The sequence below is a fragment of the Rhodoferax sp. P2_H8_2 genome (assembly GCF_056403235.1).
This window is the reverse complement of record NZ_JBFUFW010000004.1, coordinates 96,624-120,595: the sequence shown is the minus strand read 5'-3', so window position 1 is coordinate 120,595 and position 23,972 is coordinate 96,624. Positions and strand designations below refer to the sequence as shown.

The window sequence follows — 23,972 nt, the reverse complement described above, 5'->3', positions numbered from 1 at the left end:
AGAAATTTGAGAGCGAGATGTATAGAAAGATACTTGTGGTGGTTGATGACCGCACTGTTACTCAGTACGCGATCCGGCAGGCGATAGGCCTTGCTCAGGTGCATCGCGCAGACATCCATTTCTTATATGTTCTGCCAACCTACTTTTTCACGAGTCTGGATATCACCTCGGCTAACAACCCATCGCCTGAAGTCTTTGAGAAAGAAGCAAAGAATCATGCCGCCACTATGCTCAAAGCGGCTTGCGACCTGGCGGAGTCCTTGGGTGTCCATAGTTTCAAATCAGTGGGTTCTGACTCTGACAGTGCGAGGTACGTTGTTGATGCAGCGGAACATCAGCATTGCGACTTGATTGTGGTGGGGACTGAGGGAACAAATGCCCTTTTCCGGCTGCTGAGCGGAAACATCGTTCCTGGATTGATCTCGCGCGCAACCATTCCTGTACTGGTGTGCCGAGACACAGGGACAGGCGCGGATATGGATCGCCGAGCGCGCGTTTCAATGCGGGCCAGGCGCAAGCGGCGGGAGCTTTTGGAACGCCGCGGGCGACAGGCAAAAGAATAAAAAGGGAGCCCCGAAGGGCTCCAAATCAACTCACTTTAAATGCCAAGCACTAAGGTAACAGTGCATTGACATATGTAATTATATTGGTTCAAATGTAATTTTCAATATCTTTATTAATTGACGACGAGCCAAGCGCGCTCTGGAACTTTCAATGACTGCTTTAGTGCGCATAGCATCTTTCGCCGAGACGGGTTCGGAAGTGGATCGGACAGATCAAGTCAAGAGCCCGCTTCATCCGCAGCGTTTCGAAACTGATATCGACATGAATTTGATCGAATGCGTAATTGACCACCTGACATTGGGACTTGAGGAAATCTCTGCCGATATTTCCCAGCGGCTCGCAAGCGCAAGAAATGCCGCCTTGGCAACGCCCCACCGCAAGCTATGTCTTTAACCAAGATGTAATCGTCTTGTCCAAGTAGTCGGGAACTTCATGTTGAATGAAATGGCCAACTCCGGGGATTATTTTGACGGTGAGATTGCCGGGAGATTCCATCCATGATTTTTCCAAATCCATGGTGCTAACCAAAGCGTGGTGCTCCTCGCTTCCATGCAAATGCAAAACCGGGCATTTGATTGGGGCGCTGTAAATCTTCTTCATGCTTGAATCGAAAAAGCTGAGCGCAACCTGAGACAAGGCGTAGTTGGCTTTGTAATAGTTCATCAGGGATGGGAGGGAGGATTTTGTGAAGGCCTCGACATATCTGCTTTTGGCCCGCGGGTCCAAAACCCAATAGGCCAAGTCTTGCGGCGTTAAGTTGTCGCCTTTGCCTTGGGCTAAGAAGCGCGTGGCGTAGGCGCTGGCATCAAGCTGTGCGAGTGGATGGTTCCACGGGAGGAATTCCTTCTTGATGGCGCCGGGATGCGGGACGCTGAGAACGACAAGTTTCTCGACAAGGTCCGGGTTTTGCCCGGTAAAGAGCCACGACAAGGCGGCGCCCCAGTCGTGTCCAACCAGGATGACCTTGCGCCCGTTGCTCTCTGCGCCGATCACTGCCCGGATGTCATCCAGCAGAACCGCAAACTTGTAGTTGTCGACACCTTCTGGCCGACCACTCAGGTTGTAGCCACGCAGATCAACTGCGACCACCTGGTGGTCTTTTGAGAACGTCTGAATCTGATTTCGCCACGAATACCAAAAATCGGGGAAGCCGTGCACAAACACCATCAGCGGGTTCGTGTTGGACCCCATCGTGACATAGTGGATTTTCGTTTCCGCGTTGTCCGCGTACTTGTGCAGAAGGTTGGGGTCCTTGTCGATATCAACGGCAGGTTCACTCAACAAGGGGGGGATTTTGTTGTGCCAAATGGCTTCGCTTGAAGTTTCCCCGTAAGCAGTGCGAACAAACATGGCGGCTCCTAAAAATATGGCGTTGCGCCGATTGATGGTCATAGTGGCTCTCCGGTGAAACTGGTTTTACTAGGGTGATCACCATATTATGGCGATCACCCTAGTAAAGTCAAGCGGTAGCGTAAAATGACACCCATATGCCACGCATCACTGACTCCCGCGTTCGCGCGATTGACGCTGCCGAGAAATTGTTTCGGATGCAGGGCTACGCTGCGACCGGATTGACGCAAATTCTGGAAGAGAGCGGCTCCCCGAAAGGATCTTTCTACTTTCACTTCCCGCGCGGCAAAACGCAGCTTGCTGAGGAAACGATCGATCGCTATGTTGCTAACAGAGCGACGTCGATTCGTCAGATCTCCGAGAAGACGAAAGGCGACGCCTTGGCCTTTGTCAAACAGCTTTGTAGCGCGGCCGCAGCAGACATGGTCGCTTCGGACTTCCAGTACGGGTGTCTGATGCAAAACCTGGCGAATGAGCTGGCCGGGCTGGACGCCGAGTTAACCGAACGGATAGCGCGCGGATTTGTTGAGTCCACCAGCATCGCAGTGGAGCATTTCCGGGGATGTGGATTTACTCCCAAACGCGCCGCCTCCACCGCAACTGCGTTGACTGCTGCCCTTGAAGGTGCACGAACGGTTGCAAGACTGGAACGCACACCCGCGGTGTTCAAGGCGCTGGCGGATGTGAGTGCCAAAGGTCTTGGTCCCAGAAGTGGTTAGCCCGCAGGGGCGGGCTGCTGCCTTCGGTCAACGCGCTTAGATGTTCAAAGGCGCACCTGCACACCAAACACATTGCCATTGGCCGCCTGCTGGAATTTCACCTGCGTCTTGCCATCTTTGGTAACGAACACGCCTTGCGAAATTGCGACGAGTTCCACATCGGCGTCGCCAATAACGTCAGCGAACAACCGCTGCCCTCTGCGCGACACCGTTAACGTCTTTCCATTTTCCAAAGCGTATTGCCCTTGAAATTCACGCACCTCGTCATATGCCATCTTGAAAGGGCTGGCCTGCTGATGTACGCCTGCAACTTGCTGCGCTTGCGCCGCTGTGGCCGCGGCCAATGCAATGGAGACGGAAATCAGAGTGAGGATTGGTTTCATAAGATCCCTTTGAAAGATTGAGTTGTCCCGAGCGGTACTGAACCCCAGCGTGGGTTCAGTGGCTGCGGGCAAACGCAATGTATTTTTTAGGGTGGCGGCGCGCCAGCGCGTTCCGATGAACTGTAGATTCAGCCGATCTGGCTCACTAAACAGGCGATACGTTTGCAAGCCGCGCAGCCTGCGCGTCAACTTGACCGGTGGGTCAGTAGTTCAGGTGCAGCCGCGAATATCAGTGCGCAACTGTCTTTGAGAACACGTTCATAACAAGGACACCCGACACGATCAGCGCCATGCCAATAACGGCGGGCAGGTCCAGCTCTTGCCCGTAGAGGATCCAGGCGATGGCGGCCACCAGCACGACGCCCAGCCCCGACCAGACGGCATAGGCGACACCCACTTGCATGGTCTTGAGTGTCAGCGACAGGAAGTAAAACGCGACAGCGTAGCCCGTCATAACAATGATGGAAGGAACCAGTTTGGTAAAGCCGTCACTGGCCTTGAGCGATGACGTGGCAACCACCTCTGCAGCAATTGCGATTCCCAAGTACAACCAATGCTTCATATTGTTTCCCACGCAGGTGTGAACGAGCCGCGCAGTCTACGGGTTTGGCTGTGAAAAGAACAGCCGCTTCAAAGAAGTTTCACTGGGGTTTAGGAGTCAAATTGGCCTGAAAACCGCATAGAACGTGCGTAAGCAGCTTCTGTTTTTATAGCAAGCGCCAAGCGATGAATCGGGTCACCGAAATGCCTCGGTCCAATTACGCGCCGAGTTCGTCTACGTCCAGTTGTGCGTCGCTCTCGGTGACCATTGCATCTACCTTGTCCAGCCATTTCTGCAATTCATTGGGATAGACGCCATCGTGACCCGCTCGCCACCGTCGGCGGGCTTGCCTTGCCATGGCACGCAACTGCCATGCAGCTTCCAACGCAAGCATGGAGAGTTCTACCTTCAGGGTGTAGTCAATATCGACATCGCCAATCTGGAGCAATTGCTCCCTGGCGATCCCAACCGTCGCTAGCGTCCGTTGCAGTTGCAAAATCTGTCTTGAGAGCTCGTTGAGCCCATGCAACCTTTCGGCGGACAGCCCTGGCATTTCGATGAGTTTTCTTGGCCATTGCGCGATGGCCTCTTCGATGTCATACAAGCGCTTCACGGGGTCATCAAGCACCAGCTCCATCGCTTGCACGGCATCTTGCTCGGGCCTGAGCAATTGCATGATCCGATCAACCAGTCTGGCGTCATACCGGTGTTTGTTCATGCGCAACAGCACCGAAAGGCGCATTTCCGGGGCGACCCGATCAGACCCAAACATGGCGGAAACCACCTCAGCCAGCCCCAGAATGCGGCCCAACGGACTGATAGCATCGCCGGCCAAATTGCGCGGGTAACCGGAACCGTTGAGATATTCATGGTGCTCTTCCACCGCCCGTATCACTTCCTTGGTGTATTCATGGTGGCGTTTGAGCAATACGGTCGAGATCAGTGAGTGCGTATAGAGCTGGCGACGCTGGGATCTGCTCAAGCTTTTTTCCGGCTGCATGAGTATCGGGTCCAGGTGCAACATGCCCAGGTCATGCAGCAGGGCCGCAGTGGCCGCCATGCCTACATCAAAGCGCAATGAAGTGGGCGTCTTGGCCAGCCATGCGGCAATCAGCGCCGCCTGTACCGAGTGCACAAACCCTTCGTGCCGCAGCTCGTAGCTCAATGTCGTCTGAAAGGCAATCGGAGGCGGCAAGGGAATATGCGTAACCGCATCCAGTAGCGCGGCCCGCATGCCTGGCTCATGGGCCAACCGCCCAAAGAACGGAATATGCCGAATCAGATCTTCTGCGGTCTCTTTCAGGATTTCTGCGTTGACCGTTGGAACACTTGACACCGAGTTTTCGATAGGCTGAGACAGCTTGTGCTGCATCAGTCTTTCGTACATCCCAGAATTAATGGCGACGCCCTTCTCGGCAATCTTCACGCCGCTTTCGTTGAAGATGGCTGACGTCGTTACCACCGGACGCTTGTTGCCGAGCTCTGTAATGGCCCGGGTGAAATGGTCGGGCTCGGTGTAAATATCTTCAGAATCGGCCATGGGTACCTAAGTGCTCGCGACTAACCGGACTTTGAAACGCTACCGAACCCAGGAAGACCAATTTGGTTCGGAATCACATATTGTGGCTGTGCGATTAATATGTCAATGGATCACGCCACCGAGATGCCGCGCGCCTCAAAGTAGGCGGACAGGCCAGCCGCTTGGCCAGACGAATCCGCCATAGCGACGTGCATATCTGGGCGGACCAGATAGACAGCTCCGCGCTCAAAACCAGCCTTTTCGAATTCGTCGTGCCATTCAAAAGCGTGCAGCGGCACGCCACTCTTCTGGCACCAGGCAGACACGACCGCGGGGGCTTCGCCATAGACATGGACCTGCCAACTCATCGCCTTGAGTGGCTCGAAGTTGTCGGAGCTACCGACGCGCACCCAGGGCATGCGGTCGCCCGCGTGGATCTCGCCAACGGACCCTGCGCTCAAGGGGCTGCCGCGGTAGTTGACGCGGGTTTGCGAGACGATCTCGAACATTTCCTCGCGCACCGCGTCGAACTTGAACGCAAGGGGCGCGACGACCGGAGCGATATGGTGGCGGACCAAACCGGCCAGTTTGCTGTCGGAAGTCACGGCGGTGAACACGCGGTCGGTGGTGGCGACGAGCAATTCGGCAAAGGCTTTGCGCTCGAACTCGTAGGAATCCAGCAGCGAGTCTGGCGCCGTTCCTTTGATGACGGCGGCGAGCTTCCAGGCGAGGTTGACGGAGTCACCAATGCCCGTGTTCATGCCCTGGCCGCCCGCGGGGCTGTGCACATGCGCGGCGTCACCCAGCAGGAACGCGCGCCCGCGCCGGTAGGTGTTGGTGACACGGTGGTGCACTCGGTAAGTGGAGAACCAGTTGACCTCTTCGATCTGGATGCCCATGCCTTGGATCGCCTCTTTGCCCACATCATCAAACGTCAGCTCCCCGGCGTCGGCGCGCTCTGCACGCTCGCCGCGCACCGCCCCGATCAGGCGGGCACGCCCCTGGTCGTCGTAGCTCATCAAGAGGACGAAGTCGGCGACTTCGAGGGAGATATGGATCTCGCCCAAGGGCGTCGGGCTGGCGGTCTTGATGTCCGCGACATAGAAGACTTGCGGATAGGTTCCGCCTTCGAACGTGGCGCCAAGCGCGTGCCGCACGACAGAGCGCGCGCCATCACAACCGGCCAAGTAGCGCGCGCGGCAGATGGACTCGCTGCCTTCGCCGACATTTGCGCGTTTGACGCGGACTTCGACGATGTCGCCCTTCTCTTCGAAGCCAACGACTTCTGTCTCACGCTCAACCTCCACCCCGCGCTTGCGCAGCGCTTCGATGAGGGTTTGCTCGTGGCGGTCTTGCGGATGAACGAGGACGTAGGGATAGGGCGAGATTTGAGCGCCCGCCGCCGCCAACGCAATCCGCGCCCTCCTTTTGCCGCCCGCCCAGATGTTGAAGGCAGGGTTCTGCATTCCAGCTGCGACCACCGTGTCCGCCAGACCGACCTGTGTGTAGAACTCCAGCGTGCGCGCCTGGACCGCCATCGCGCGCGAGGTGGTTCCGGGGGCGGCGGTCTTGTCGACGATGCGCACCGAAACACCTTGGTGCGTCAGCCACAGAGCCAGGACGAGGCCGGTGGGGCCTGCTCCGACAATGAATACGTCGGTGGGGGTGGATTCGCCTGTCATCAGCTCTCCTTCTCTTCAAGGGTTCTGGTGCAGCAGCGGCGGCACCAGCCGCGGGTCGCGCAGCTTTTCCACCCACCACTGCAACGCGGGCCCGGCGCGGTGCGAATGCCAGCCGACGAACAGCAGATTGGGCTCACGCGGGTCTTGCGTTTCCAGCGCCACCAGTGTGCCCTTCTTCAAATGCTGCCGCACTTTCTCCAGCGGCAACCAACCCACACCCAGGCCCGCCACCTGAGCGGCGATCTTCGCGCGCATGCTGGGCATGGCGAGGCGCTCCTGGTGCGTCTGCACGCCGTAGCTGCGGGCGATAGCCAAGCGCGAGGTGTCGGCCACCACGACCGAGCGGTGCTCGGCAATCGCCTCCGTCGACAATGGCTGCCCCTTCTTCGCTGCGCGCGCCAGCGGGTGCCGCGGCGATACGGCGAAGACCCATTCCAGTTGTGTCAACTCAAACCATTGCAGATGCGCCATCGCCGGTGGCTCGTTGGTGGCGGCGACCACCAAGTCGGCGCGCTGGTCGAGCAGTGCCTCCCAGGTGCCGCCCAGCACTTCGTGGGCAAAGCGCAGGCGCACACCGCTGTTCAGCGCATCGAAATCGGCCACCAGCGGGAGCAGCGCCTCGATGTTCGCCAGCTCGTCGGTCACGATGCGCAGCTCGGACTCCCAGCCGCGCGCCACCTGCTTGACGCGCTCGGTCAGGCGCCGGGCCTGCGCGTGCAACTGCGCGCCCTGCTCGACCAGCAGCAGACCGGCGGGCGTGAGCGCGATGCGGTAACCGGCGCGGTCGAACAGCAGCGCATCCAGCCGCTCTTCGAGCTGGCGCGCGGCGTAAGACACGGTGGACGCGGCCTTGCCCAGGCGCTCCGCCGCACGCGACAGACTGCCGGTGGCGCGCACCGCTTCTAGCAGCTGTAAATCTTCCAGACTCAACATATTCGATATTTTCGCACGAGTTCATCGAAATCATGGCGTCTGTAGCCGAGTCAATCGCCCGACACTTGCTTCATCAGCCCTGCAGTGGGGTTGAAAACCCCGTAAGACATCAACGAAACAACTGAAGGAAATACCATGAACCGCTTTGAAGGAAAGAATATTTTGGTCACCGGTGGCAGCAGTGGCATCGGCGCCGCAGCCGCCATCGCCTTTGCCCGCGAAGGCGCGCGCGTGGCGATCACCGGCCGTGACGCCGAAGGCCTGGCCCGCGTGAAAGCCGAGCTGGGCCCGGACGCGCTGGCCCTGGTCAGCGAGGCTGGCGATGTGTCGGCACAGGCTGCGCTGGTCGCAACGCTGCAATCGCAGATGGGCGTGATCGACGGCGTCTTCATCAACGCTGGCGTCGCCAAGTTCGGCCCGCTGGCGCAGATCGACGAAGCGCTGTGGGACAGCAGCTTTGACACCAATGTCAAAGGCCCCTACTTCCTGATCCAACGCCTGGCGGCGCTGATGACGCGCGGCGGAGCTATCGTGCTGAACGGTTCGATCAACGCCCACATCGGCATGCCCAATTCCAGTGTCTACGCCGCCAGCAAGGCCGCGCTGATTTCGCTGGCCAAGACTTTGTCGGCCGAGCTGTTGCCCCAGGGCGTGCGCGTGAATGTCGTGAGCCCCGGCCCGGTGACCACGCCGTTGTATGGCAAGCTGGGCCTGGCACCTGACCAATTGCAGGCGATGGCTGCCGGCATTCAGACGCAGATCCCACTAGGCCGCTTCGGTACACCCGAAGAAATCGCCGCCACGGTGCTGCATCTGGTGTCCAAGGAATCCGGCTTCATCGTCGGCACCGAGATCATTGCCGATGGCGGCATGAGCCAGATGTGAGGATGCATGGGCCGTGCAGACCAACCCCGTGGCGTTGCGTCATTTTCGAGAAACACTTGACACACAAACCTACTAGTTGGTAGACTACCCGCCATGGACACTGAACTTTCCCCCAAAGCTGCCGAGATAGTCGCTTGCGCGCGTTCGCTGCTGGCCGCCGGGGGGTACAACGGGTTCAGCTATGCCGACGTTTCTGCGGCAGTGAACATCAGCAAGCCCAGCATTCACCACCACTTTGCCAGCAAGGCGGAGCTGGTGCGTGTGGTGCTGGTGCGGTACCGCGAGGAAACGCGGGCCGGTGTGGCCGCGCTGGAGCAGCAGGTGTCCGACCCGACGGCGCAATTGCAGGCGTACACGGACTATTGGTCGGCCTGTATTCATGAGGGCAGCTTGCCCTTCTGCGTCTGCGCCATGCTGGCTGCGGAGCTGCCCGCCATTCCTGTTGAGGTGGCGGATGAAGTGCGCGGTCATTTTTCAGAATTGGGTACCTGGCTTACCTCCGTGTTGACCCGCGGGGCTGCGCAAAAGGCCTTCTTCCTGCAAGCAACGCCCGAAGACGAGGCCAAAACCTTCATGGCCACCGTGCACGGCGCGATGCTGTCGGCGCGCGCCTATGGAGATCCAGCGATGTTCTCCCGCATCGTTCAGCCGCTCCTGCGCCGGCTGGCTACGCAGTAAGCATTCAACAGCTGGTTCCACATTCCCTTTTTTCATCCATCAATCTACCAACTAATAGATAGGAAGCTTTGCCATGCCACACCCTCTTTCAATTCTGGGCATCGTCCACACCGCCATCAGCCTGGTTCCGGTGGTCGCCGGTCTCTACAGCTTTGCGCACTACGGCACGATCCAACCGGCCACGCGTGCGGGCAAGGTCTACCTGGGCGGATTGCTGGTCGCGGTGCTGACTTCGTTCGGGCTGTCCAGCACCGGCGGCTTCAACCCCGGGCACGCCCTGGGCATCCTGGCGTTGCTCGCAGTCTCTGGCAGCTTGCTCATACCCCGCTTGTCGTTCTTGGGGCGGGCGCGGCCTTACCTGGCGACCTTTGGCCTGTCGTTCAGCTTCTTCCTGACGCTGGTGCCGGGCATCAATGAGACGCTGACCCGCCTGCCCGCCGGACAGCCTTTGGCCAGCGGGCCGGAATCTCCGCTGGTGCAGAGCACGCTGCTGGCGTGGGTCGTCATCTTCCTCGCGGGATTCGCGTTCCAGGCCTGGACGATTCGCACGCGGTCGCAAGCAAAATAGGCCTGCAGTCCGCATAGAACTTGCGTAAGCAGCTTCTGTTTTTATAGCAGTCTCAAGCCCCTCTGAGTTCGGTCTTGTGCTCAATGATGCGTGACACCAGGCCGTATTCGACCGCCTCCTCGGCCGACAGCCAATGGTCGCGCTCGATATCGACCAACACCACGTCCAGCGGCTTGCCAGTCTCGCGCGCGATGGTGCGGGCGATGCGTTCGCGGGCCTTGACCATTTCGCGGGCCTGGATGGCGATGTCGCTGGCCATGCCACCTGCGCCGCCGCTGGGCTGGTGGATCAGGAAGCGCGTGTTGGGTGTGCAGTAGCGCCGCTCGCGGGGCACGGACAAATACAGGTGTGTGGCGGCGCTGCCGACCCAGCCAGTGCCGATCATGTTTACCGGCGCGGCAATGAAGCGCACGATGTCGTGGATGGCGTCACCAGACTCCAGATGGCCGCCTGGCGAGCTGACCAGAATGTCAATCGGCTCGGCACTTTCAGCGTCCAGCGCGATCAGGCGACGCGTTACGTCGGCGGCCATCACATCGTTGACGGTGCCGAAGACCAGCAGGGTGCGGGATTTGAAGGCCTTTTCCTCCAGATAGGAGGTGCGTGGCTCGGTGGCGCTGGATGGTGGGGAGGCGTTGGGGGTTTCCATCGTATGAAGTCCTGGTTGTTGAACTGCCATGACGAACGAGACGCTACTTTCGTGACACCGCGCGTGTAAAAAGTTTGTGGCATGCTGCGCCGATGCTTGACGAACGCAGCCTGAACCTGATCGACTCTGACCGCCGCCACCTGGTGCGCGCGGCCTCCCGCCTGCTGGGCACGGCGGACGCCGAAGACGCCGTGCAGGACGCCTATGTCCGCGCGCTGGAAGCCGATGCGCTGCAGCTCAACTCCACCCAGGCCTGGCTACTCACCGTGGTGCGCAATCTGGCGATTGACCGGCTGCGTCGACGCCACTGGATGCAACAGTGGTTGGCAGAAACGAATGCTGACGACGAAGAGCGGACTTCGCCCTCGGCAGAGATGGATGCCGCTTTGGCGCAAGAAGCCACCCTCGCCTTGCGCCTGCTCGCAGCCCACCTGACGCCAGAAGATGGCGCGGCCCTGTTGTTGCATGAGGTTTTCGAGGCGGGCCATGCCGAGATTGCAGAGGCCAGTGGCAAGACCGAAGCCAGCAGCAGACAGCAGCTACGACGCGCACTGCTTCGGTTGCGGCAAGCGGGCGGCGCGCCAGGGACCGAACGGGAGCCAATGGAGGAAACCGTTTTCCGCCTGTACCTGCAGTCACTGCAACTACGCATCCCGAAAGTACTGTGGGCCATGCTGCGCCAGCCGCCTGTTACTGCGATCTCCACAAACGCCTGTTCCGTTCGGGCTGAGCTTGTCGAAGCCAGGCCAGCGCACCAAGGCGCCACCTGTGGCGTCATCCAGGTAGGCGGTCAGCTGGGTCTGGTGCTGACGCTGGACGGCGTCAGGCTCTGCGTGGTGCCGCTGGGTGTGCGGCCAGATTGCAACTGCGAGACTGCGCTGGCGTAACTACAGGCCAGATGAATATGGTATGATACACATCATGCCAATAAAAAAGATCAACGCCAGAGCCGAAGCCAAAGATGCCTCCCATGAGCGCATCGTGTCGGTGGCCGCGCGCGCGATTCGCCGCAGCGGCTACGGTGGCACGGGTGTTGCCGACATCATGAAAGAGGCGGGCCTCACGCATGGCGCCTTTTATGCCCACTTTGCGTCGCGCGAAGCCATGTTGGCCGAAGCTGCGGGACGGGCATGCTTGGAGTCTGCAACCGCCGCCACAGAAGCTGTTGCAAAAGTGCCGCCTGACAAGGCGCTGGAATACATGCTTTCCACCTACCTTTCCCAAGCCCACCTGGAGGATGCAGAGGTAGGTTGCCCATTGGCAGCGCTGGGTTCTGAAACGCCGCGGCAAGCACCCGAAGTGCGCCGGGTGGCGACGCGGCATATCAAGGCCATGGTCGACCTGATCGCCCGCCAGTCGCCGGACTGGGGCCAGCCCGGCGCCCATCAGCGCGCCCTTGTCACCATCTCCACCATGGTCGGCGCCTTGCTGCTGGCCCGCGCGGTCGATGAGCCCGAGCTCGCGGATAGCCTGCTTGACGCTTCGCGCAAGCACCTGAACCCCGCCGTTCACTAAATCTATTTTTTAACCCATCACATTCGTTCGATTTTTAATATGACGTATGTCATACCAAATACCTTAACACCACCTAACACTGAAGGAGAAACGTGATGAATACAAACAACAAAGGCAACGGAAAACGGGGCAAAGTTGCCCTCGTGACAGGCGCCTCATCGGGCATCGGTCAGGCCACTGCGGAGCTGTTGGCGAAGGCCGGCTATACGGTTTACGGCACGAGCCGACGTGGAGGTGGCGCGGGCGGGCGCGCGTTCGAGATACTGTCCCTCGACGTGACCAGCGACGCATCCGTCGATGCCGCTGTTCAGGAGCTCATACGACGCGAGGGGCACATTGATTTGCTCGTCAACAACGCCGGTTTCGGAGTCGCGCCCGCAGGTGCAGAAGAGAGCTCCATCGAACAAGCCAAGGCCATTTTTGACACGAATTTCTTTGGCATCTTGCGCATGACCCGCGCCGTTGCGCCGCACATGCGCGGGCAAGGCTCGGGACGCATCATCAACATCGGCTCGGTGCTGGGCTTTTTGCCAATGCCGTACGGGGCACTGTATGCCGCGACCAAACATGCGATCGAAGGCTATTCCGAATCGCTGGACCACGAGCTGCGCACTTGGGGTATCCGGGTCTCGGTCATCGAGCCTGCGTATACCAAGACACCATTCGACGCGAATTTTTTGGAACCCGACGCCAAGCTCGAGGCGTATCGCGAAGCTCGTGACGCCGTGGGAGAGCGCGTGAAGGAAGTAATGGCTACTGCGGATCTTCCGGGCGTCGTGGCGGATGTCGTGCTGAAAGCTGCCAATGCCACTCACCCCAAACTCCGCTACACCGCAGGTGGGCTCGCAAACCGCCTGCGACTATTGCGCAGATTCGCACCTGCTGGCATGGTGGATGCCGGGATTCGCAAAGATTTGCGACTGGACGTGGCACATGTGGGGCAAACATCATGAAAGCATTTGTTTTAGAGCGCTACGCAAAGCAGGGCACGTTGCGGTTGGCAGAGATGCCGACGCCGGAACTGCGCGATGACGAAGTCCTGGTCGAGGTACACGCGGCTGGCGTGAATCTGCTGGACAGCAAGATCAAGACCGGTGAGTTCAAACTCATCCTGCCCTATCGACTGCCAATCATTCTGGGACACGACGCCGCGGGCGTCGTGGTCAAGGTGGGATCGCGCGTACGCAACTTCAAAGTTGGCGATGAGGTCTATGCACGCGTCGATGACTTTCGGATCGGCACGTTCGCCAAGTTCGTTCCGGTCAAAGAGGCGTCGCTTGCGCTCAAACCCAAAAGCCTGACGATGGAAGAAGCCGCGTCCATCCCGCTGGTGGGACTGACGGCCTGGCAGGCGCTGGTTGAAAAAGCCCAACTGAAAAGGGGCCAAAAGGTCTTCATTCAGGCGGGCTCCGGCGGCGTGGGCAGCTTCGCGATTCAATTGGCCAAGCACCTGGGCGCTTCTGTGGCCACAACGACGGGCACGACCAACGTCGCGCTTGTGAAGAGCCTGGGCGCAGACGTAGTCGTTGACTACAAGACACAGGACTTCGCAGACGTTTTGCAAGGCTACGACGTGGTGCTGAACAGCCAGGACGGCAAGACCCTGGCAAAGTCTCTTGGGGTACTCCAGGGCGGTGGAAAGCTGATTTCCATCTCCGGGCCACCCGATCCCGAATTTGCGAAGGCAATCGCGGTGCCCGGGTTCGTGAAACTGGTCATTCGACTGCTGAGCTCTGGCGTGCGACGCAAGGCGCGCGGCCTGGGCGTTGCATATTCGTTCCTGTTCATGAAAGCCAGCGGCAGCCAACTTCGCGAGATCACCCGACTGATCGACGCCGGGGCCATACGCCCCGTGGTGGACAAGGTCTTCCCGTTCGAGTCGACCAACGAGGCCCTGGCCTACGTCGAAGCAGGCCGCGCAAAGGGCAAGGTCGTTATCAAGGTCAAGTGAGTCGCCGGCAAATCGCCTCTGAGTGCCCGCGATGTGTAAGTAGTGTTGTGTTGTACATTTTGCGGGCAACCACGGAGAACACCTATGCGTCCTGACGCGATGAAGCACAAAGCCAGCCTTTGGGATGGCGAGTTTGGTAAGTCCAACCACATAACCGATGTCTATTGGGAAGGCGACATCTCCCAGGCGGAACTTCGGGAGGTGGCCGATCAAATCTCGAGCAAGTGGCAAACCGTCGATCTGGAGCTGGACCCCGCCCATCCACGCCATGGGCAAACCTTCAGGCTTCACAGGGACTGGGCTGCCATCGTGAACGAAGCGGAAACGCGGTTTCTGCAAGAGACGGAAGATGAGCTCGATGGGCAGTACGTGTGGGTGCATTGCTGCCAGCATGTGTACGACCCGGCGGGTGAGCATGAAGATGACCAGGGGCGCGTCTACCGCCAGGTCTTCTGCACCATGATGTTCTGTGTGGAGTTCACCTCATTTGAAGACATTGCAGACCAATGCGACGCGCATTTCGGCAAGGATGGCTGGAACGAGTACGAGCTGTATATGGACGATGACTTGCCGATACCCACGGCTTCTTACACCCCCTATTGATCTGGCGTAATCGAAGCGGAACAGCTCAGTCTGCCGCCGCAAAATGCGCCATCTGGTCTGCGTGTGCCTTTACAAAGGCCGGGCGGGCCGTGGCGCGAACCACATAAGCATGGCAAGCGGGAAACTTTGCCAACCCCTCGAACCGATCGACAAGGCGCAGCACATCCGCCATCAGGATGTCGGCAACTGAAAACTCCCCGGACAACCACTCACGTTCTGCCAACACCTGCTCCAGATGTTTGAGGCGAGACACCATAAGGAAATCGTCGAATAGCTTCCACGCCGAACTGTCATGGGCCTGGCCCGTGAAGTTCATGAGGGACCAGGGCAGGCTCGCCATCTCGACCGAGTTGAGCGCCCCGAACAGCCATTCGATTACAGCGTTGCGACCGCGCGGGTCGGTAGGCATCAGCTTCTCGCTGAGCTCGCCCAGATGCAGCAGGATCGCGCCGCTCTCAAAGATCGATATGTCGCCGTCGGTCAACCAGGGCACCTGGCCAAATGGCTGGTGCGAGAAATGTGCATTACCTCGATCCTTAAATGGCGTGCTCTCGACGCGGTATGGCAAGCCCGCTTCTTCCAGCGCCCAGCGCACGCGTATGTCACGCACAAAGCCCCGCGGAGAGGCGGGAACCCAGTCGTAGGTGGTGAGAATCAGTTCGTTCATTCGGGGCTCCTCAGGAAAATTTGCAGCTTGTCGAACCAGCCGCTCCAGCCCTGCTGATGGCTAGCGCGCGCGCCTTCGTCCGGAAGCTGTTCGTGGATCAATGTCAATTCAGTGCCGCCGTCAAACGGCTTGAGCAGAAACGTCACCAGCGATTCGCGCTCGGGCATGCCTGTCCACTCCCAGGTGAACACCAGCTTTTTCTCAGGCACCACTTCGCGGTAGACACCGGTGGGGTTGTACTCATTGCCGTCCAGCAAACGGAATACGACGCTGAACCGGCCGCCCGGGCGCACGTCGGCTTCGGCACGCAGCGTTGGCCCGGCATCCGGCCCCCACCAACGCAGCATCAGTTTGGGGTCGGTAAGCGCGGCGTACACCTTGGCGGGCGTGGTCTTGATCGTGCGCACCATGGTCAGGCTTGGGAGTTGGTTGATCATGGTTTGGCTTCCTCTTCCAGCATCGCAACCAGCCGGTCCAGGCTGGCCGTCCACAGGCTTTCATACCGGTGCAGCCACTCCATGGCCTCCTGCATCGGCGCGACGGAGGGGTAAACGGACACGGTGCGACCGGCCTTTTCCCGCGTAATCAATCCCGCATCCGACAACACATCGAGGTGTTTCATCATGCCGGGAAGCTTTTGCGAAAAAGGCTGAGCAAGCGCGCTCACCGACAGCCCGGGCTTTTCCATCAACCGCAACAAGACTTCGCGCCGCGTAGGGTCGGCAAGCGCTGCGAACGTGCGATTGATGTTTATAGATTTATACTTCACCATGTAGCGAAGTATCAACCATGTGGCTGACGAAGTCAACCCTGCGGTCTATTTGCTAGTGAGCCGCAACCCCTGCCCTGCGGCCAAGGCCCCAAATGCTCAGTAACAGAAGCCCACCACCGAGCCACTGCAGACCGCTCAACTGTTCCCCCAGAAAGAGCGCCGCCAGCACCACAGCGGTGAGTGGCTCCACCAGCGTGGCAACCGTCAAGGCGGTAGGGCTCAGCCGCGCAGCGCCCCAGCTGAATGCCAACAGCGCGAGCGCTGCGGTCACCACGCCGAGATACAGAAACCAGGCCTGCGGCGGAACGCCGTTGGGCCAATGCAGCGGCCTGTAGATGGCGGAGAGGCCCATCACCAGGGCAGCAACGACGGTGAGGCAGGTAGTGGCCTGCCCTGCGCCCAGGCTCTTGGACAGGCGGCCGCTGATCAACGTAAAGCCCGCATAGAGCAGCGCAGATCCGATCGCGTAGGCAACGCCCATCAGCAGGTTGTGCTGGTCTGCCGCGCCGGATTCGGCTCCCGATCCACCGCCATGGCGCGACACGATCAGGACGGTGCCCACCAGCGCCGCGGTGAGGACGGCAACAAGGTAGGTATCCAGTTGTTCCTGCCCGCGCACCACCGCAACAATGGTGACCAGAACAGGCGGCAGACACAGGGCGATCAGCGTGGGGATGGCCGCGCCGATGCGCTCAATGCCGAGGAACCACAGCAAGACATAGCCCGCCATTGCAGCGCCGGCGGCGACCACCGTGGTCAGCAACGGGCGCAACTGTTGCCAGCTTATCTTTCGGCCAAACACCGCGAGCAACACCAAAGCGCCAACACTGAACCGCCAGAACGAGATGTTCTCGGGCGTGAAGCCGTGTTTGGCAATCAGTATGTTCACAACCAATGCGCCGGTTCCCCAGAGAAAGCCGGCCGAGCACGCAGCTGCGAGCGCAAGGGCTTGGAGTGAAGAGGCGTGGTGAGGGGTGTTGGAAGCGTTCATTACCGTCCGGCTCAATCCTTGAGGTCAACCCCCAGGTCGGCCAGCTTCTTCGCAAACGAATCCCTGCGCTTGGCGGCCTTTGCCGCAACTTCGACTGCCACCGCAATGGCTTTGGGTCCCTTGTTTGCAACCGTTTTGATGATTCCGAACTTGTGCGCGGCATCTGCCTCTGCTCTCTTGAAAGCGGCGATGAGTTCGGCATGGGCAACAGATTGATTCACAAGGACCTCATTGTCTAAAACGCCATTCTCTGCGCTTTTGCGAAGCTGGCCGAAGTGCAAGCCCCGCACTGAAGCGATACCCACAGCCGCAGAACATTGTTTCTGGTGCGATTTACCCTTTTCACTTGCATAGACAAGCCTTCGAACCCCCTTGTATTGGGATACCATCCGGTCTCATTCATTCAGACTTCCGACCGTCCATGAAACTCCGTGAGGTTTTGTGGCGCACTGTTACAAAGCCCGTGGACATTCGAAGGTACATCGAAAAAATACTCGAGAAGCTCGCATCCCTTCTTATCCCGACCCTTCTGGTTGCGATTGCAGGCGGCGCGCTTCTCTTGAAGCTGACTCAGGTAGACGCGGTATCCACCGAGGCGCTGCCGATTCGGGTATGGATGCAGGAATCTGCGGTGCCAGCCCCCGACCACAAGGCCCTGCTGAAAGCTCTGCAGATCAGCAAACCCACCACCTCCTTTGAAACCAAACTCTCCACCCAGAATTTCTGGTTTGCGCTAAACGTCGGCCCTGCTTTCAATAGCAAGACGCAGGTGTTGGATTTCCCCTCTCGCCACGCTGTCACTATGTCCTGCTGGGATGCCGCAAGCGACGCGCTGCTGGGCGTGGCCTCTCGCAACGAAACCAGCGGACAACTTTCGGCCAGCCGCGGCGGCTTCGCACTCACGCCAACCCCGGAGCGCCCGTTAGGCCAGGTCTTGTGCAAGGCATCATTCCGGGGCCCTGCCAAGATTTCGGCCCGTGCGTGGACCGTGGATGGGCTGGAAAACGCACAGGCTTTCCACAAAAGCTCGGGGGCCTTGCTGGAGGTAGGTATTGGGGTGTTGGCGCTGTTCATGCTGCTGACCGCCTGGGTCAATCGCAGCCGCCTGTATTGGACATTCGTGGGCTGGTTATTGCTCAATATGCGCATGGCCTCCCTCTCTGCCGGGACTGATTGGGATCTGTTTGGTATCGCGGCAGACCCGTCCATGGTGATCGGGATACGACAGTGGACGGTCTGTCTGTATTTCTCGATGACGGTTGCGTTGTTCAGTCAGCTCTTCAAACAGGAATTGAAACAGCTCAAGGCGGGTTGGGTGCTGGTGGTATTGCAGACATCCGCCGTGGTGATTGCCGCGCTGCCGCTCGTGCTGACATTTGAACAAACACTGCGCACGATCTGGCCTTGCACGGCCGTGGGAACCGCCATCATTGCCTGGTACCTGTTCAGGATTCTGAGAAATACGCCTTCCCGCGTTGCCGGCTGGTATGCGGCTTCCATCGCCATCGCGACGTTTGCCGGCTTGACGGAAGTGATCGTCGCCGCGACTGGGCATTTGGTCGTGGCGGCAGGCATGAACCATGTCACTGCCGCCATAGCCTCTGCCCTGCTGGCGTCGCTGGCGATGGCCGAGCACATGCGTACAGACCGGCTGGAGAAGATCGAAGCGCAGAAGACCCTGCAAGCGGCCTATCAGGACTCGCCCATCGGGCTGTTCACGGTGGGCGCAGGCGGCTTGCTGCTCAAGACCAATCCCGCTTTCCAGTCCATGCTCCAAGGTGTGGGGCCTGAAGCACCAAGTTCTGTGGCTCAAATTTTTGAGCCACAGATTGTCAGTGCAGTCGCGCAGTTGCAGGCTATTGGCAGGCGCGATTCCTTCGAGTTGCAGACCAAGGTCACCAACACCAACACCCAGCTGGACCATTGGTTTTCCATCAAGGCCTCGACCGTGGATGGAACCATCGTCGAGGGCACCTTGCAGGACATTACGGAGCGGGTGCGCGCCAATGAGCGGCTGGAGTTCATGGTCAACCACGACCCCCTGACCGGTTGCCTGAACCTGCGCGGCCTCACCCGCAGCTTTGAGAGGTTTGAGCGACAACCTGAAGCGCTGGTGTACCTGGATCTGGATCGCTTCAAGCTGATCAACGATTTGTACGGGCATACGGCCGGCGACAACGTACTCAAGCAGGTATGCGAACGCATACAGAAACACCTGGGCCCCACCGATATGCTGGCCCGCATGGGGGCCGATGAGTTTGTCGTGGCTTTTTCCCATGCCAGCATGGAAGACGCCACCCGCATTTGCCGGGCCATCGTCAATGACATCTCGTCGGCGAGCTTTGAGATTGATGCCCAGAGCTTTACGCTGGGTGTGTCTGGTGGTCTGGTGGGTACGGAGCGATTTACCGAGGCGCCGTTGAATGAGGTGATCTCTGCGGCGGATACCTTGTGCCGCGTTGCCAAGACGCGCAGTGGCGAGCGACTGGTCATCATGGAGTCGGGCAACCAGTTCTTCCAGCAGCACAAAGAGGAGCTGGACCTCATTGCTGCGCTCGAACGTGGTGATACACCAGCCGGCCTGTTCCTGGTGATGCAGCCGGAAATCTCGTTGAGCGCCCCCTTCGAATCATTGAACTTTGAAGTGCTCTTGCGGCTGCGCAAGGCAGACGGACAAATTCTTCCCGCGGGCATCATCATCAACGCAGCAGAGGCCCACGGCAAAACAGCCATCATTGACCGCTGGGTCGTCAACACCACCATTGATTGGCTGGAGACGCATGCCGCCACTTTGCACAACACGCGGTTTGTAGGCGTCAACCTCTCAGGCGGCTCGCTCAATGACGAGACGTTTACCGCGGAACTGTTTGCGCTTTTCGAACAACATCCGGTCGCCGCGTCCATGATCTGCCTGGAAATCACAGAGACCGTTGCGCTGACCGACATGCGCAAGATGCAACGCTTTATTGATCGGGTGCGCAGCATCGGTGCGAAGGTGGCGTTGGACGATTTTGGCGCGGGCTATTCGTCCTTTGGCTATCTCAAGCAGCTCTCTGTGGATGCATTGAAGCTGGATGGTTCATTGGTCCGCGATGCCGCGCACAGCCCGTCGGGCATGGCCATTGTGGAAGCCATTGCCGGCCTGGTGAACAGTCTGGGTATGAAATCGATTGGCGAGTTTGCAGAAGACCTGGCCACGATCAAGGTACTGGCTACCGCAGGTGTGGACTACGCCCAGGGTTACGGGATCAGCAAACCCGTGATGCCCGAACGCATCCTGGCCGCAAAGAGTGGCGCGGAGTTTATTGAAGACCCCGAGATCATGGCGTTCGTTCTGACTTTGCAGCGAGAGGGCGATGACAACAACCTGTCGCTGTTTGGTCCTTCCGCCTACATGTCCCTGAACTGAGGGCGCGCGGGGCTTGCCCTGCCATCTGCATCCACTATGCCATCAACGCCATGGGGCCAGACTGGTTCAGTGCTGCGGACCGCGGCATCAGCCTGCGCTCTGGCAAGTAGGACACCTTGGCTCCGCTATCGGGGCAGTCCCATTCAAAGTTCAAATCCTGCGCCATAGACAAGTCCAGGTCGGGATGGTTCGTCTCGAATATGAAGCGGTATAGCGGGTGCCGATGGCTGCTCCACAGTTGCTTTGCGCCGCTGGGCGAAAAGCTCAATACGCGGTGCGGTACGCCGCCAGCATGCGCCATCGGGTAGTACGCGCGAGGCTCCTTGACGTCTTCAAACAGCAAGCTGTCATGAATGCGGTCCACATGCCGACGCGCCGCTACCACCATCCAGTCCACGTTCTGGTCCAGGCAATACTGGTGCATTGCCTTGAACAAGGCGTTACGTACCACCGACGCGCCCAGCCCACCTTTGACACACAGCCGTGTGGTTTCCACCATGCGTGTGCCGCGAAAGCGCTCTGGCAGCTCAATGGACGCCTGCAGCGGCAAGGGGTTGTAAACGTTGGCGTGGGTACGGAGCGTTCCGAGCAGGCTGTTGTCGAGTTTGGATCGGGCAACAAACACCTCACACCCGCGCGAAAAATCGGCAGGCTCGGGCTGGCTCAAAGAAGCGGCCAGATCGGGTAAATGCTTGCCGTAGGTCTCAGCCCGCAGAGTGGCCACTTCCTGAAGCTGGCGTCGCGAAACGATTTCTACGCGGAATGGCAAAAGCTCATCCATCCGGACAACTGGATTGGAGCGGTCTGAAGGAAACATGGCGGACCCCTGATTGAATTTGAATTCAGTCTAGGGTTTTCCCCATGTGACCTAAGCGCCAAATAGCGCTGTGGTTACACGGTTATTTCCAGGCCATGCTGGCGGACCTTGCCATAGGTTTCGCCTCAACCATTACGCCCCTTGCCGACATACGGCAGCGCGAACATGTACAGCCCCGTCAGCAACATCAGGAAGAGCGGTGGCAACGGTGAATAGGTGATCCAGGCTGGCGGCTCACCGCCTTGCGCCCGCGCAGCAAAGTTGGCAATGACCGTCAACGTGAAGACGATGGACAGCCAACGGTGCGACTGTCGAATCCAGTGGTTTACTGAAGTACTCATGGGGTTCTCCTTCAGCCCGCCCGGCGCGCCTGGATCATCTTCCAGCCGTTGCCGGATGGGTCGCGGAAGCCGGCATCTACCGTGCCGTAGCGATCGATAGGCTCCTGCGTAAATTCCACGCCCGCGCCCCTCATGCGCGCATGGGCAGCGCGGCAGTCGTCTACCTCCAGCACCAGCGGCGGCATCGCGCCTTTGGCGACCATGGCCTGCAGTGTCTGCGCGGTTGCCGCGTCATGCATAGGCGGGCCGGGCTTGAACAGCCCGAGCTGAAACGCCTGACCCGGGCACTGCACGGTCAGCCACCGGTAGTCGCCATTGCGCACATCCGACTGCACGGCAAACCCCAGCTTGTCGACGTAAAACGCGAGCGCCTCATCCTGATCGCGCACATACACCCCCACCACCTGCACTGTCTGACTCATGGAACTTCCTTTCAAGAAGTCCCGTTTATATCGCTGGCCAAACGGCGGCGCTTCTCCAAAACTGCGGTCTTGAGGTCGGGGCGGTGTGCGGCGCTGACGATGCAGGCGGGCACGTTCTGCAGTCCGCTCGCCGCGGCCCGCGCGCGCAGGCGTACCGCGCTGGGCGTGTCGCCGGTAATGTCACGAAATATGCGGCCGAACGTGCCCAGGCTGCGCCAGCCCGTCTGGAAAGCGATGTCGGTAATGGCCATATCGCTGTCGCGCAACAGCGCAGTCGCCCGCTCGATACGGCGGGTCAGCAGGTAGCGGTGCGGCGGGACGCCAAAGGCTTCCTTGAACGAGCGCGCAAAGTGGGCCTCGGATACATGGCTGACTTCTGCCAGCCGCTCTACCGGCCAGTCTTCATGAGAAGCGGCGTCCATACGGTCTTTGGCACGCAGCAGGCGCCGCAATAGTTCGGGGCTTTGGTTTTCCGTATCTCCACGCATGCACTATCTTACGCAAGGAAGATCTAGTCACTATGCGTGTAGGACAGCGCCCACACCCGATCGCGGCGCGTCCTGATACCGGAGTAGGACGCAATTGGCGACGATGCAGTCATCAACTCACTAAAGGTGAACACCATGACCGCTAACCCTACCCACATCTGCGTTGCGCAACAGAACCAGCTTCTGGTTGCCCTCCCCAAGGAGGATATGGACCGTTGGCAAGGACGGCTGGAGCAAGTTGAACTGTCGCGCAACCAGATTCTTCACGAGACCGGGCGTGTGCCGGAATATGTGTACTTTCCCACCACGGCCATCGTGTCGCTGATGTCCACCACCAGCGATGGCGGTACCGCCGAGATCGCGGTGGTTGGCAACGACGGCGTGGTGGCGATTTCGTGGCTAATGGGCGCAGAGACATCTCCCGCAGAAGCCGTGGTGCAGAGCCCGGGCCGCGCTTATCGCATCAGCACCGCTTTCGTCAAAGCCGAAATGGAAAACTCCCGTAGCGTGATGAAAGTAATCATGCGCTATGCCCAGTCTGTATTGGGTCAAATGGCGCAGACCGCGGTGTGCAACCGTTACCACTCCATTGACCAGCAGCTGTGCCGCCGCCTGCTCACTGGCCTGGATCGTCTGCAATCGGATGAGATGGATATGACACACGAATCAGCAGCCAGTCTGTTGGGCGTTCGCCGGGAAGGTATTACCGTCGCTGCGCACAAATTGCAGGAAGCTGGCCTGATCCGCTACCGCCGCGGTCATGTGGTGATTCTGGACCGAGAACGCCTGGAACAACGGACCTGCGAGTGCTACGCGTTCTCCAAGAGGGAATACCGCCGCTTGCTGCCGGTGGCCCTGGCCGCATAACCACCTGGCCAGCAACATGGCATTTGCAAGCCATTACAGATTTGTCCGTGCTCCGTCGCCAAATTGATTTTGGCGAAAGCCCCCGTCTTCCTCCCTGGACGGGGCCCCGCAAGGGTTGACCCGGTGCTTGCACCGGGTCTTTTTTTGCCTATTTGTGAACTGCCACTTTGGCTTTTGACATGGGCGAGGCTATTGTCTTTCTGACGGCTGCAGGTCGTCGCATGGGCATGACCCTGGCACTCTTGCCTGTGGCATGCGATCGGTGGGGCAAGGCTTTGCGAACCGGCTTTGGTCTCAGCAGCCGGGTCAGCGCCCGAATCAGACCGAGGCCGAGTACGGCTTTCCAAAGGGAGCGTGAGGGTCTGGTGGACATGGCTATTCAACCTTGTACGAAGTGCCTGTAACGGGATGGTCGTCAAAGACCTTTCCAACCCGATTGACGTATTGATTGTTGGCCGCAATTTCCCGGGCGAGGCACAGGAGCTCCCGCTCATCGGCCAATCCCAGCCACGTAAGATCGCGCGGCTGTTCCGCACGTGCCGAAGGGCTGGTTTGGTGTTGCGTTGGTTGCGACTGGATATCCATGGTGAAGCTCCGGTTTAGGGTGACTCCATTTGAATATCTGCTGGCTGGGGGGTCTGTACGCTCGCCCACATCA

Annotated in this window: 30 protein-coding genes; 13 read left to right on the top strand and 17 right to left on the bottom strand. The window is 59.4% G+C overall.

Annotation, left to right across the window (positions count from 1 at the left end; all coding sequences use genetic code 11):
• Positions 1–17: 17 nt before the first annotated feature.
• Positions 18–563 carry a universal stress protein gene (locus AC1DV6_RS09025; RefSeq protein ID WP_477977118.1) on the top strand — a complete coding sequence of 182 codons (546 nt, stop codon included), beginning with the start codon at positions 18–20 and terminating at the stop codon, positions 561–563.
• A 151-nt stretch (positions 564–714) separates the two neighbouring features.
• Positions 715–957 carry a hypothetical protein gene (locus AC1DV6_RS09020; protein WP_477977117.1) on the top strand — a complete coding sequence of 81 codons (243 nt, stop codon included), beginning with the start codon at positions 715–717 and terminating at the stop codon, positions 955–957.
• Here the strand turns inward: AC1DV6_RS09020 and AC1DV6_RS09015 are convergent.
• Complete coding sequence (locus tag AC1DV6_RS09015) at positions 946–1,956, bottom strand: alpha/beta fold hydrolase (protein WP_477977116.1); 1,011 nt, start codon at positions 1,954–1,956, stop codon at positions 946–948. The two genes, AC1DV6_RS09020 and AC1DV6_RS09015, sit on opposite strands and share 12 nt — an antisense overlap.
• A gap of 95 nt (positions 1,957–2,051) precedes the next feature.
• On the opposite strand from AC1DV6_RS09015, the gene AC1DV6_RS09010 reads away from it, so the two are divergent.
• Positions 2,052–2,633 (top strand): TetR/AcrR family transcriptional regulator, encoded by a 582-nt coding sequence (locus tag AC1DV6_RS09010; protein ID WP_477977115.1) that lies wholly within the window; start codon positions 2,052–2,054, stop codon positions 2,631–2,633.
• A gap of 44 nt (positions 2,634–2,677) precedes the next feature.
• Here AC1DV6_RS09010 and AC1DV6_RS09005 read toward each other — a convergent pair whose 3' ends face one another.
• The 5 genes from AC1DV6_RS09005 to AC1DV6_RS08985 form a co-directional block, all read right to left on the bottom strand.
• Positions 2,678–3,184, bottom strand: coding sequence for a hypothetical protein (locus AC1DV6_RS09005; RefSeq protein ID WP_477977114.1), 507 nt, complete (start codon positions 3,182–3,184; stop codon positions 2,678–2,680).
• Positions 3,185–3,245: 61 nt separating this feature from the next.
• Positions 3,246–3,578, bottom strand: a complete 333-nt coding sequence (locus AC1DV6_RS09000) for a DMT family transporter (protein WP_477977113.1) — start codon at positions 3,576–3,578, stop codon at positions 3,246–3,248.
• A 196-nt stretch (positions 3,579–3,774) separates the two neighbouring features.
• A complete protein-coding gene (locus tag AC1DV6_RS08995) occupies positions 3,775–5,097 on the bottom strand; it encodes an HD-GYP domain-containing protein (protein ID WP_477977112.1) in 1,323 nt (440 codons plus the stop codon).
• A 110-nt stretch (positions 5,098–5,207) separates the two neighbouring features.
• On the bottom strand, positions 5,208–6,758 hold the full coding sequence (locus AC1DV6_RS08990) for an FAD-dependent monooxygenase (RefSeq protein WP_477977111.1): 1,551 nt from the start codon (positions 6,756–6,758) through the stop codon (positions 5,208–5,210).
• Between the two features lie 15 nt (positions 6,759–6,773).
• Positions 6,774–7,691 carry a LysR family transcriptional regulator gene (locus AC1DV6_RS08985; RefSeq protein ID WP_477977110.1) on the bottom strand — a complete coding sequence of 306 codons (918 nt, stop codon included), beginning with the start codon at positions 7,689–7,691 and terminating at the stop codon, positions 6,774–6,776.
• Between the two features lie 135 nt (positions 7,692–7,826).
• Here AC1DV6_RS08985 and AC1DV6_RS08980 point away from each other — a divergent pair, with 135 nt between their 5' ends.
• From AC1DV6_RS08980 to AC1DV6_RS08970, 3 genes are all read left to right on the top strand, one after another.
• On the top strand, positions 7,827–8,576 hold the full coding sequence (locus AC1DV6_RS08980) for an SDR family oxidoreductase (RefSeq protein WP_477977109.1): 750 nt from the start codon (positions 7,827–7,829) through the stop codon (positions 8,574–8,576).
• Positions 8,577–8,669: 93 nt separating this feature from the next.
• Positions 8,670–9,254 (top strand): TetR/AcrR family transcriptional regulator, encoded by a 585-nt coding sequence (locus AC1DV6_RS08975; RefSeq protein WP_477977108.1) that lies wholly within the window; start codon positions 8,670–8,672, stop codon positions 9,252–9,254.
• 73 nt (positions 9,255–9,327) lie between these two features.
• Positions 9,328–9,822 (top strand): hypothetical protein, encoded by a 495-nt coding sequence (locus AC1DV6_RS08970; RefSeq protein ID WP_477977107.1) that lies wholly within the window; start codon positions 9,328–9,330, stop codon positions 9,820–9,822.
• 52 nt (positions 9,823–9,874) lie between these two features.
• Here AC1DV6_RS08970 and AC1DV6_RS08965 read toward each other — a convergent pair whose 3' ends face one another.
• Complete coding sequence (locus AC1DV6_RS08965; RefSeq protein WP_477977106.1) at positions 9,875–10,471, bottom strand: ATP-dependent Clp protease proteolytic subunit; 597 nt, start codon at positions 10,469–10,471, stop codon at positions 9,875–9,877.
• Between the two features lie 92 nt (positions 10,472–10,563).
• Here AC1DV6_RS08965 and AC1DV6_RS08960 point away from each other — a divergent pair, with 92 nt between their 5' ends.
• The 5 genes from AC1DV6_RS08960 to AC1DV6_RS08940 all read left to right on the top strand — a co-directional run bounded on the left by AC1DV6_RS08960 (position 10,564) and on the right by AC1DV6_RS08940 (position 14,540).
• On the top strand, positions 10,564–11,358 hold the full coding sequence (locus AC1DV6_RS08960) for a sigma-70 family RNA polymerase sigma factor (protein ID WP_477977105.1): 795 nt from the start codon (positions 10,564–10,566) through the stop codon (positions 11,356–11,358).
• A 22-nt stretch (positions 11,359–11,380) separates the two neighbouring features.
• Positions 11,381–11,986: a TetR/AcrR family transcriptional regulator gene (locus AC1DV6_RS08955; protein WP_477977104.1), complete on the top strand. Its 606-nt coding sequence runs from the start codon at positions 11,381–11,383 to the stop codon at positions 11,984–11,986.
• A gap of 95 nt (positions 11,987–12,081) precedes the next feature.
• Complete coding sequence (locus tag AC1DV6_RS08950) at positions 12,082–12,939, top strand: oxidoreductase (protein ID WP_477977103.1); 858 nt, start codon at positions 12,082–12,084, stop codon at positions 12,937–12,939.
• Complete coding sequence (locus tag AC1DV6_RS08945) at positions 12,936–13,937, top strand: NADP-dependent oxidoreductase (RefSeq protein WP_477977102.1); 1,002 nt, start codon at positions 12,936–12,938, stop codon at positions 13,935–13,937. The genes AC1DV6_RS08950 and AC1DV6_RS08945 overlap by 4 nt, the downstream gene beginning before the upstream one ends.
• 84 nt (positions 13,938–14,021) lie before the next feature.
• A complete protein-coding gene (locus AC1DV6_RS08940; protein WP_477977101.1) occupies positions 14,022–14,540 on the top strand; it encodes a hypothetical protein in 519 nt (172 codons plus the stop codon).
• A gap of 25 nt (positions 14,541–14,565) precedes the next feature.
• Here AC1DV6_RS08940 and AC1DV6_RS08935 read toward each other — a convergent pair whose 3' ends face one another.
• The 5 genes from AC1DV6_RS08935 to AC1DV6_RS08915 are packed head-to-tail and all read right to left on the bottom strand — an operon-like array spanning position 14,566 to position 17,359.
• Positions 14,566–15,207, bottom strand: coding sequence for a glutathione S-transferase family protein (locus AC1DV6_RS08935; protein WP_477977100.1), 642 nt, complete (start codon positions 15,205–15,207; stop codon positions 14,566–14,568).
• Positions 15,204–15,644 (bottom strand): SRPBCC family protein, encoded by a 441-nt coding sequence (locus AC1DV6_RS08930; protein ID WP_477977099.1) that lies wholly within the window; start codon positions 15,642–15,644, stop codon positions 15,204–15,206. Before AC1DV6_RS08930 ends, AC1DV6_RS08935 begins: the two co-directional genes overlap by 4 nt.
• Entirely contained in the window at positions 15,641–15,979 is a 339-nt protein-coding gene (locus tag AC1DV6_RS08925) for an ArsR/SmtB family transcription factor (protein WP_477977098.1), read from the bottom strand. Before AC1DV6_RS08925 ends, AC1DV6_RS08930 begins: the two co-directional genes overlap by 4 nt.
• Positions 15,980–16,031: 52 nt before the next feature.
• Positions 16,032–16,970 (bottom strand): DMT family transporter, encoded by a 939-nt coding sequence (locus AC1DV6_RS08920; protein ID WP_477977097.1) that lies wholly within the window; start codon positions 16,968–16,970, stop codon positions 16,032–16,034.
• Positions 16,971–16,981: 11 nt separating this feature from the next.
• On the bottom strand, positions 16,982–17,359 hold the full coding sequence (locus tag AC1DV6_RS08915; protein WP_477977096.1) for a hypothetical protein: 378 nt from the start codon (positions 17,357–17,359) through the stop codon (positions 16,982–16,984).
• A 74-nt stretch (positions 17,360–17,433) separates the two neighbouring features.
• Here AC1DV6_RS08915 and AC1DV6_RS08910 point away from each other — a divergent pair, with 74 nt between their 5' ends.
• A complete protein-coding gene (locus AC1DV6_RS08910) occupies positions 17,434–20,379 on the top strand; it encodes a putative bifunctional diguanylate cyclase/phosphodiesterase (protein WP_477977095.1) in 2,946 nt (981 codons plus the stop codon).
• A 34-nt stretch (positions 20,380–20,413) separates the two neighbouring features.
• Here the strand turns inward: AC1DV6_RS08910 and AC1DV6_RS08905 are convergent, their stop codons facing one another.
• From AC1DV6_RS08905 to AC1DV6_RS08890, 4 genes are all read right to left on the bottom strand, one after another.
• The gene (locus tag AC1DV6_RS08905) at positions 20,414–21,196 is read right to left on the bottom strand and encodes an N-acyl amino acid synthase FeeM domain-containing protein (RefSeq protein WP_477977094.1); all 783 of its coding nucleotides are present in this window, start codon (positions 21,194–21,196) and stop codon (positions 20,414–20,416) included.
• A gap of 125 nt (positions 21,197–21,321) precedes the next feature.
• A complete protein-coding gene (locus AC1DV6_RS08900) occupies positions 21,322–21,537 on the bottom strand; it encodes a hypothetical protein (RefSeq protein WP_477977093.1) in 216 nt (71 codons plus the stop codon).
• Between the two features lie 11 nt (positions 21,538–21,548).
• On the bottom strand, positions 21,549–21,959 hold the full coding sequence (locus AC1DV6_RS08895; RefSeq protein ID WP_477977092.1) for a VOC family protein: 411 nt from the start codon (positions 21,957–21,959) through the stop codon (positions 21,549–21,551).
• A gap of 11 nt (positions 21,960–21,970) precedes the next feature.
• Positions 21,971–22,447, bottom strand: coding sequence for a helix-turn-helix transcriptional regulator (locus AC1DV6_RS08890; RefSeq protein WP_477977091.1), 477 nt, complete (start codon positions 22,445–22,447; stop codon positions 21,971–21,973).
• 135 nt (positions 22,448–22,582) lie between these two features.
• On the opposite strand from AC1DV6_RS08890, the gene AC1DV6_RS08885 reads away from it, so the two are divergent.
• Entirely contained in the window at positions 22,583–23,314 is a 732-nt protein-coding gene (locus AC1DV6_RS08885) for a Crp/Fnr family transcriptional regulator (protein WP_477977090.1), read from the top strand.
• A gap of 375 nt (positions 23,315–23,689) precedes the next feature.
• Here AC1DV6_RS08885 and AC1DV6_RS08880 read toward each other — a convergent pair whose 3' ends face one another.
• Entirely contained in the window at positions 23,690–23,899 is a 210-nt protein-coding gene (locus AC1DV6_RS08880; RefSeq protein WP_477977089.1) for a hypothetical protein, read from the bottom strand.
• Positions 23,900–23,972 lie beyond the last annotated feature (73 nt).

Excerpts from the sequence above, each read along its gene's own strand:
- AC1DV6_RS09025 (WP_477977118.1), top strand. The coding sequence starts at position 18 with ATGTATAGAAAGATACTTGTGGTGGTTGATGACCGCACTGTTACTCAG.
- AC1DV6_RS09020 (WP_477977117.1), top strand. The coding sequence starts at position 715 with ATGACTGCTTTAGTGCGCATAGCATCTTTCGCCGAGACGGGTTCGGAA.
- AC1DV6_RS09015 (WP_477977116.1), bottom strand. The coding sequence starts at position 1,956 with ATGACCATCAATCGGCGCAACGCCATATTTTTAGGAGCCGCCATGTTT.
- AC1DV6_RS09010 (WP_477977115.1), top strand. The coding sequence starts at position 2,052 with ATGCCACGCATCACTGACTCCCGCGTTCGCGCGATTGACGCTGCCGAG.
- AC1DV6_RS09000 (WP_477977113.1), bottom strand. The coding sequence starts at position 3,578 with ATGAAGCATTGGTTGTACTTGGGAATCGCAATTGCTGCAGAGGTGGTT.
- AC1DV6_RS08995 (WP_477977112.1), bottom strand. The coding sequence starts at position 5,097 with ATGGCCGATTCTGAAGATATTTACACCGAGCCCGACCATTTCACCCGG.
- AC1DV6_RS08990 (WP_477977111.1), bottom strand. The coding sequence starts at position 6,758 with ATGACAGGCGAATCCACCCCCACCGACGTATTCATTGTCGGAGCAGGC.
- AC1DV6_RS08985 (WP_477977110.1), bottom strand. The coding sequence starts at position 7,691 with ATGTTGAGTCTGGAAGATTTACAGCTGCTAGAAGCGGTGCGCGCCACC.
- AC1DV6_RS08980 (WP_477977109.1), top strand. The coding sequence starts at position 7,827 with ATGAACCGCTTTGAAGGAAAGAATATTTTGGTCACCGGTGGCAGCAGT.
- AC1DV6_RS08975 (WP_477977108.1), top strand. The coding sequence starts at position 8,670 with ATGGACACTGAACTTTCCCCCAAAGCTGCCGAGATAGTCGCTTGCGCG.
- AC1DV6_RS08970 (WP_477977107.1), top strand. The coding sequence starts at position 9,328 with ATGCCACACCCTCTTTCAATTCTGGGCATCGTCCACACCGCCATCAGC.
- AC1DV6_RS08965 (WP_477977106.1), bottom strand. The coding sequence starts at position 10,471 with ATGGAAACCCCCAACGCCTCCCCACCATCCAGCGCCACCGAGCCACGC.
- AC1DV6_RS08960 (WP_477977105.1), top strand. The coding sequence starts at position 10,564 with ATGCTTGACGAACGCAGCCTGAACCTGATCGACTCTGACCGCCGCCAC.
- AC1DV6_RS08955 (WP_477977104.1), top strand. The coding sequence starts at position 11,381 with ATGATACACATCATGCCAATAAAAAAGATCAACGCCAGAGCCGAAGCC.
- AC1DV6_RS08950 (WP_477977103.1), top strand. The coding sequence starts at position 12,082 with ATGAATACAAACAACAAAGGCAACGGAAAACGGGGCAAAGTTGCCCTC.
- AC1DV6_RS08945 (WP_477977102.1), top strand. The coding sequence starts at position 12,936 with ATGAAAGCATTTGTTTTAGAGCGCTACGCAAAGCAGGGCACGTTGCGG.
- AC1DV6_RS08940 (WP_477977101.1), top strand. The coding sequence starts at position 14,022 with ATGCGTCCTGACGCGATGAAGCACAAAGCCAGCCTTTGGGATGGCGAG.
- AC1DV6_RS08935 (WP_477977100.1), bottom strand. The coding sequence starts at position 15,207 with ATGAACGAACTGATTCTCACCACCTACGACTGGGTTCCCGCCTCTCCG.
- AC1DV6_RS08930 (WP_477977099.1), bottom strand. The coding sequence starts at position 15,644 with ATGATCAACCAACTCCCAAGCCTGACCATGGTGCGCACGATCAAGACC.
- AC1DV6_RS08925 (WP_477977098.1), bottom strand. The coding sequence starts at position 15,979 with ATGGTGAAGTATAAATCTATAAACATCAATCGCACGTTCGCAGCGCTT.
- AC1DV6_RS08920 (WP_477977097.1), bottom strand. The coding sequence starts at position 16,970 with ATGAACGCTTCCAACACCCCTCACCACGCCTCTTCACTCCAAGCCCTT.
- AC1DV6_RS08915 (WP_477977096.1), bottom strand. The coding sequence starts at position 17,359 with ATGGTATCCCAATACAAGGGGGTTCGAAGGCTTGTCTATGCAAGTGAA.
- AC1DV6_RS08905 (WP_477977094.1), bottom strand. The coding sequence starts at position 21,196 with ATGTTTCCTTCAGACCGCTCCAATCCAGTTGTCCGGATGGATGAGCTT.
- AC1DV6_RS08900 (WP_477977093.1), bottom strand. The coding sequence starts at position 21,537 with ATGAGTACTTCAGTAAACCACTGGATTCGACAGTCGCACCGTTGGCTG.
- AC1DV6_RS08895 (WP_477977092.1), bottom strand. The coding sequence starts at position 21,959 with ATGAGTCAGACAGTGCAGGTGGTGGGGGTGTATGTGCGCGATCAGGAT.
- AC1DV6_RS08890 (WP_477977091.1), bottom strand. The coding sequence starts at position 22,447 with ATGCGTGGAGATACGGAAAACCAAAGCCCCGAACTATTGCGGCGCCTG.
- AC1DV6_RS08885 (WP_477977090.1), top strand. The coding sequence starts at position 22,583 with ATGACCGCTAACCCTACCCACATCTGCGTTGCGCAACAGAACCAGCTT.
- AC1DV6_RS08880 (WP_477977089.1), bottom strand. The coding sequence starts at position 23,899 with ATGGATATCCAGTCGCAACCAACGCAACACCAAACCAGCCCTTCGGCA.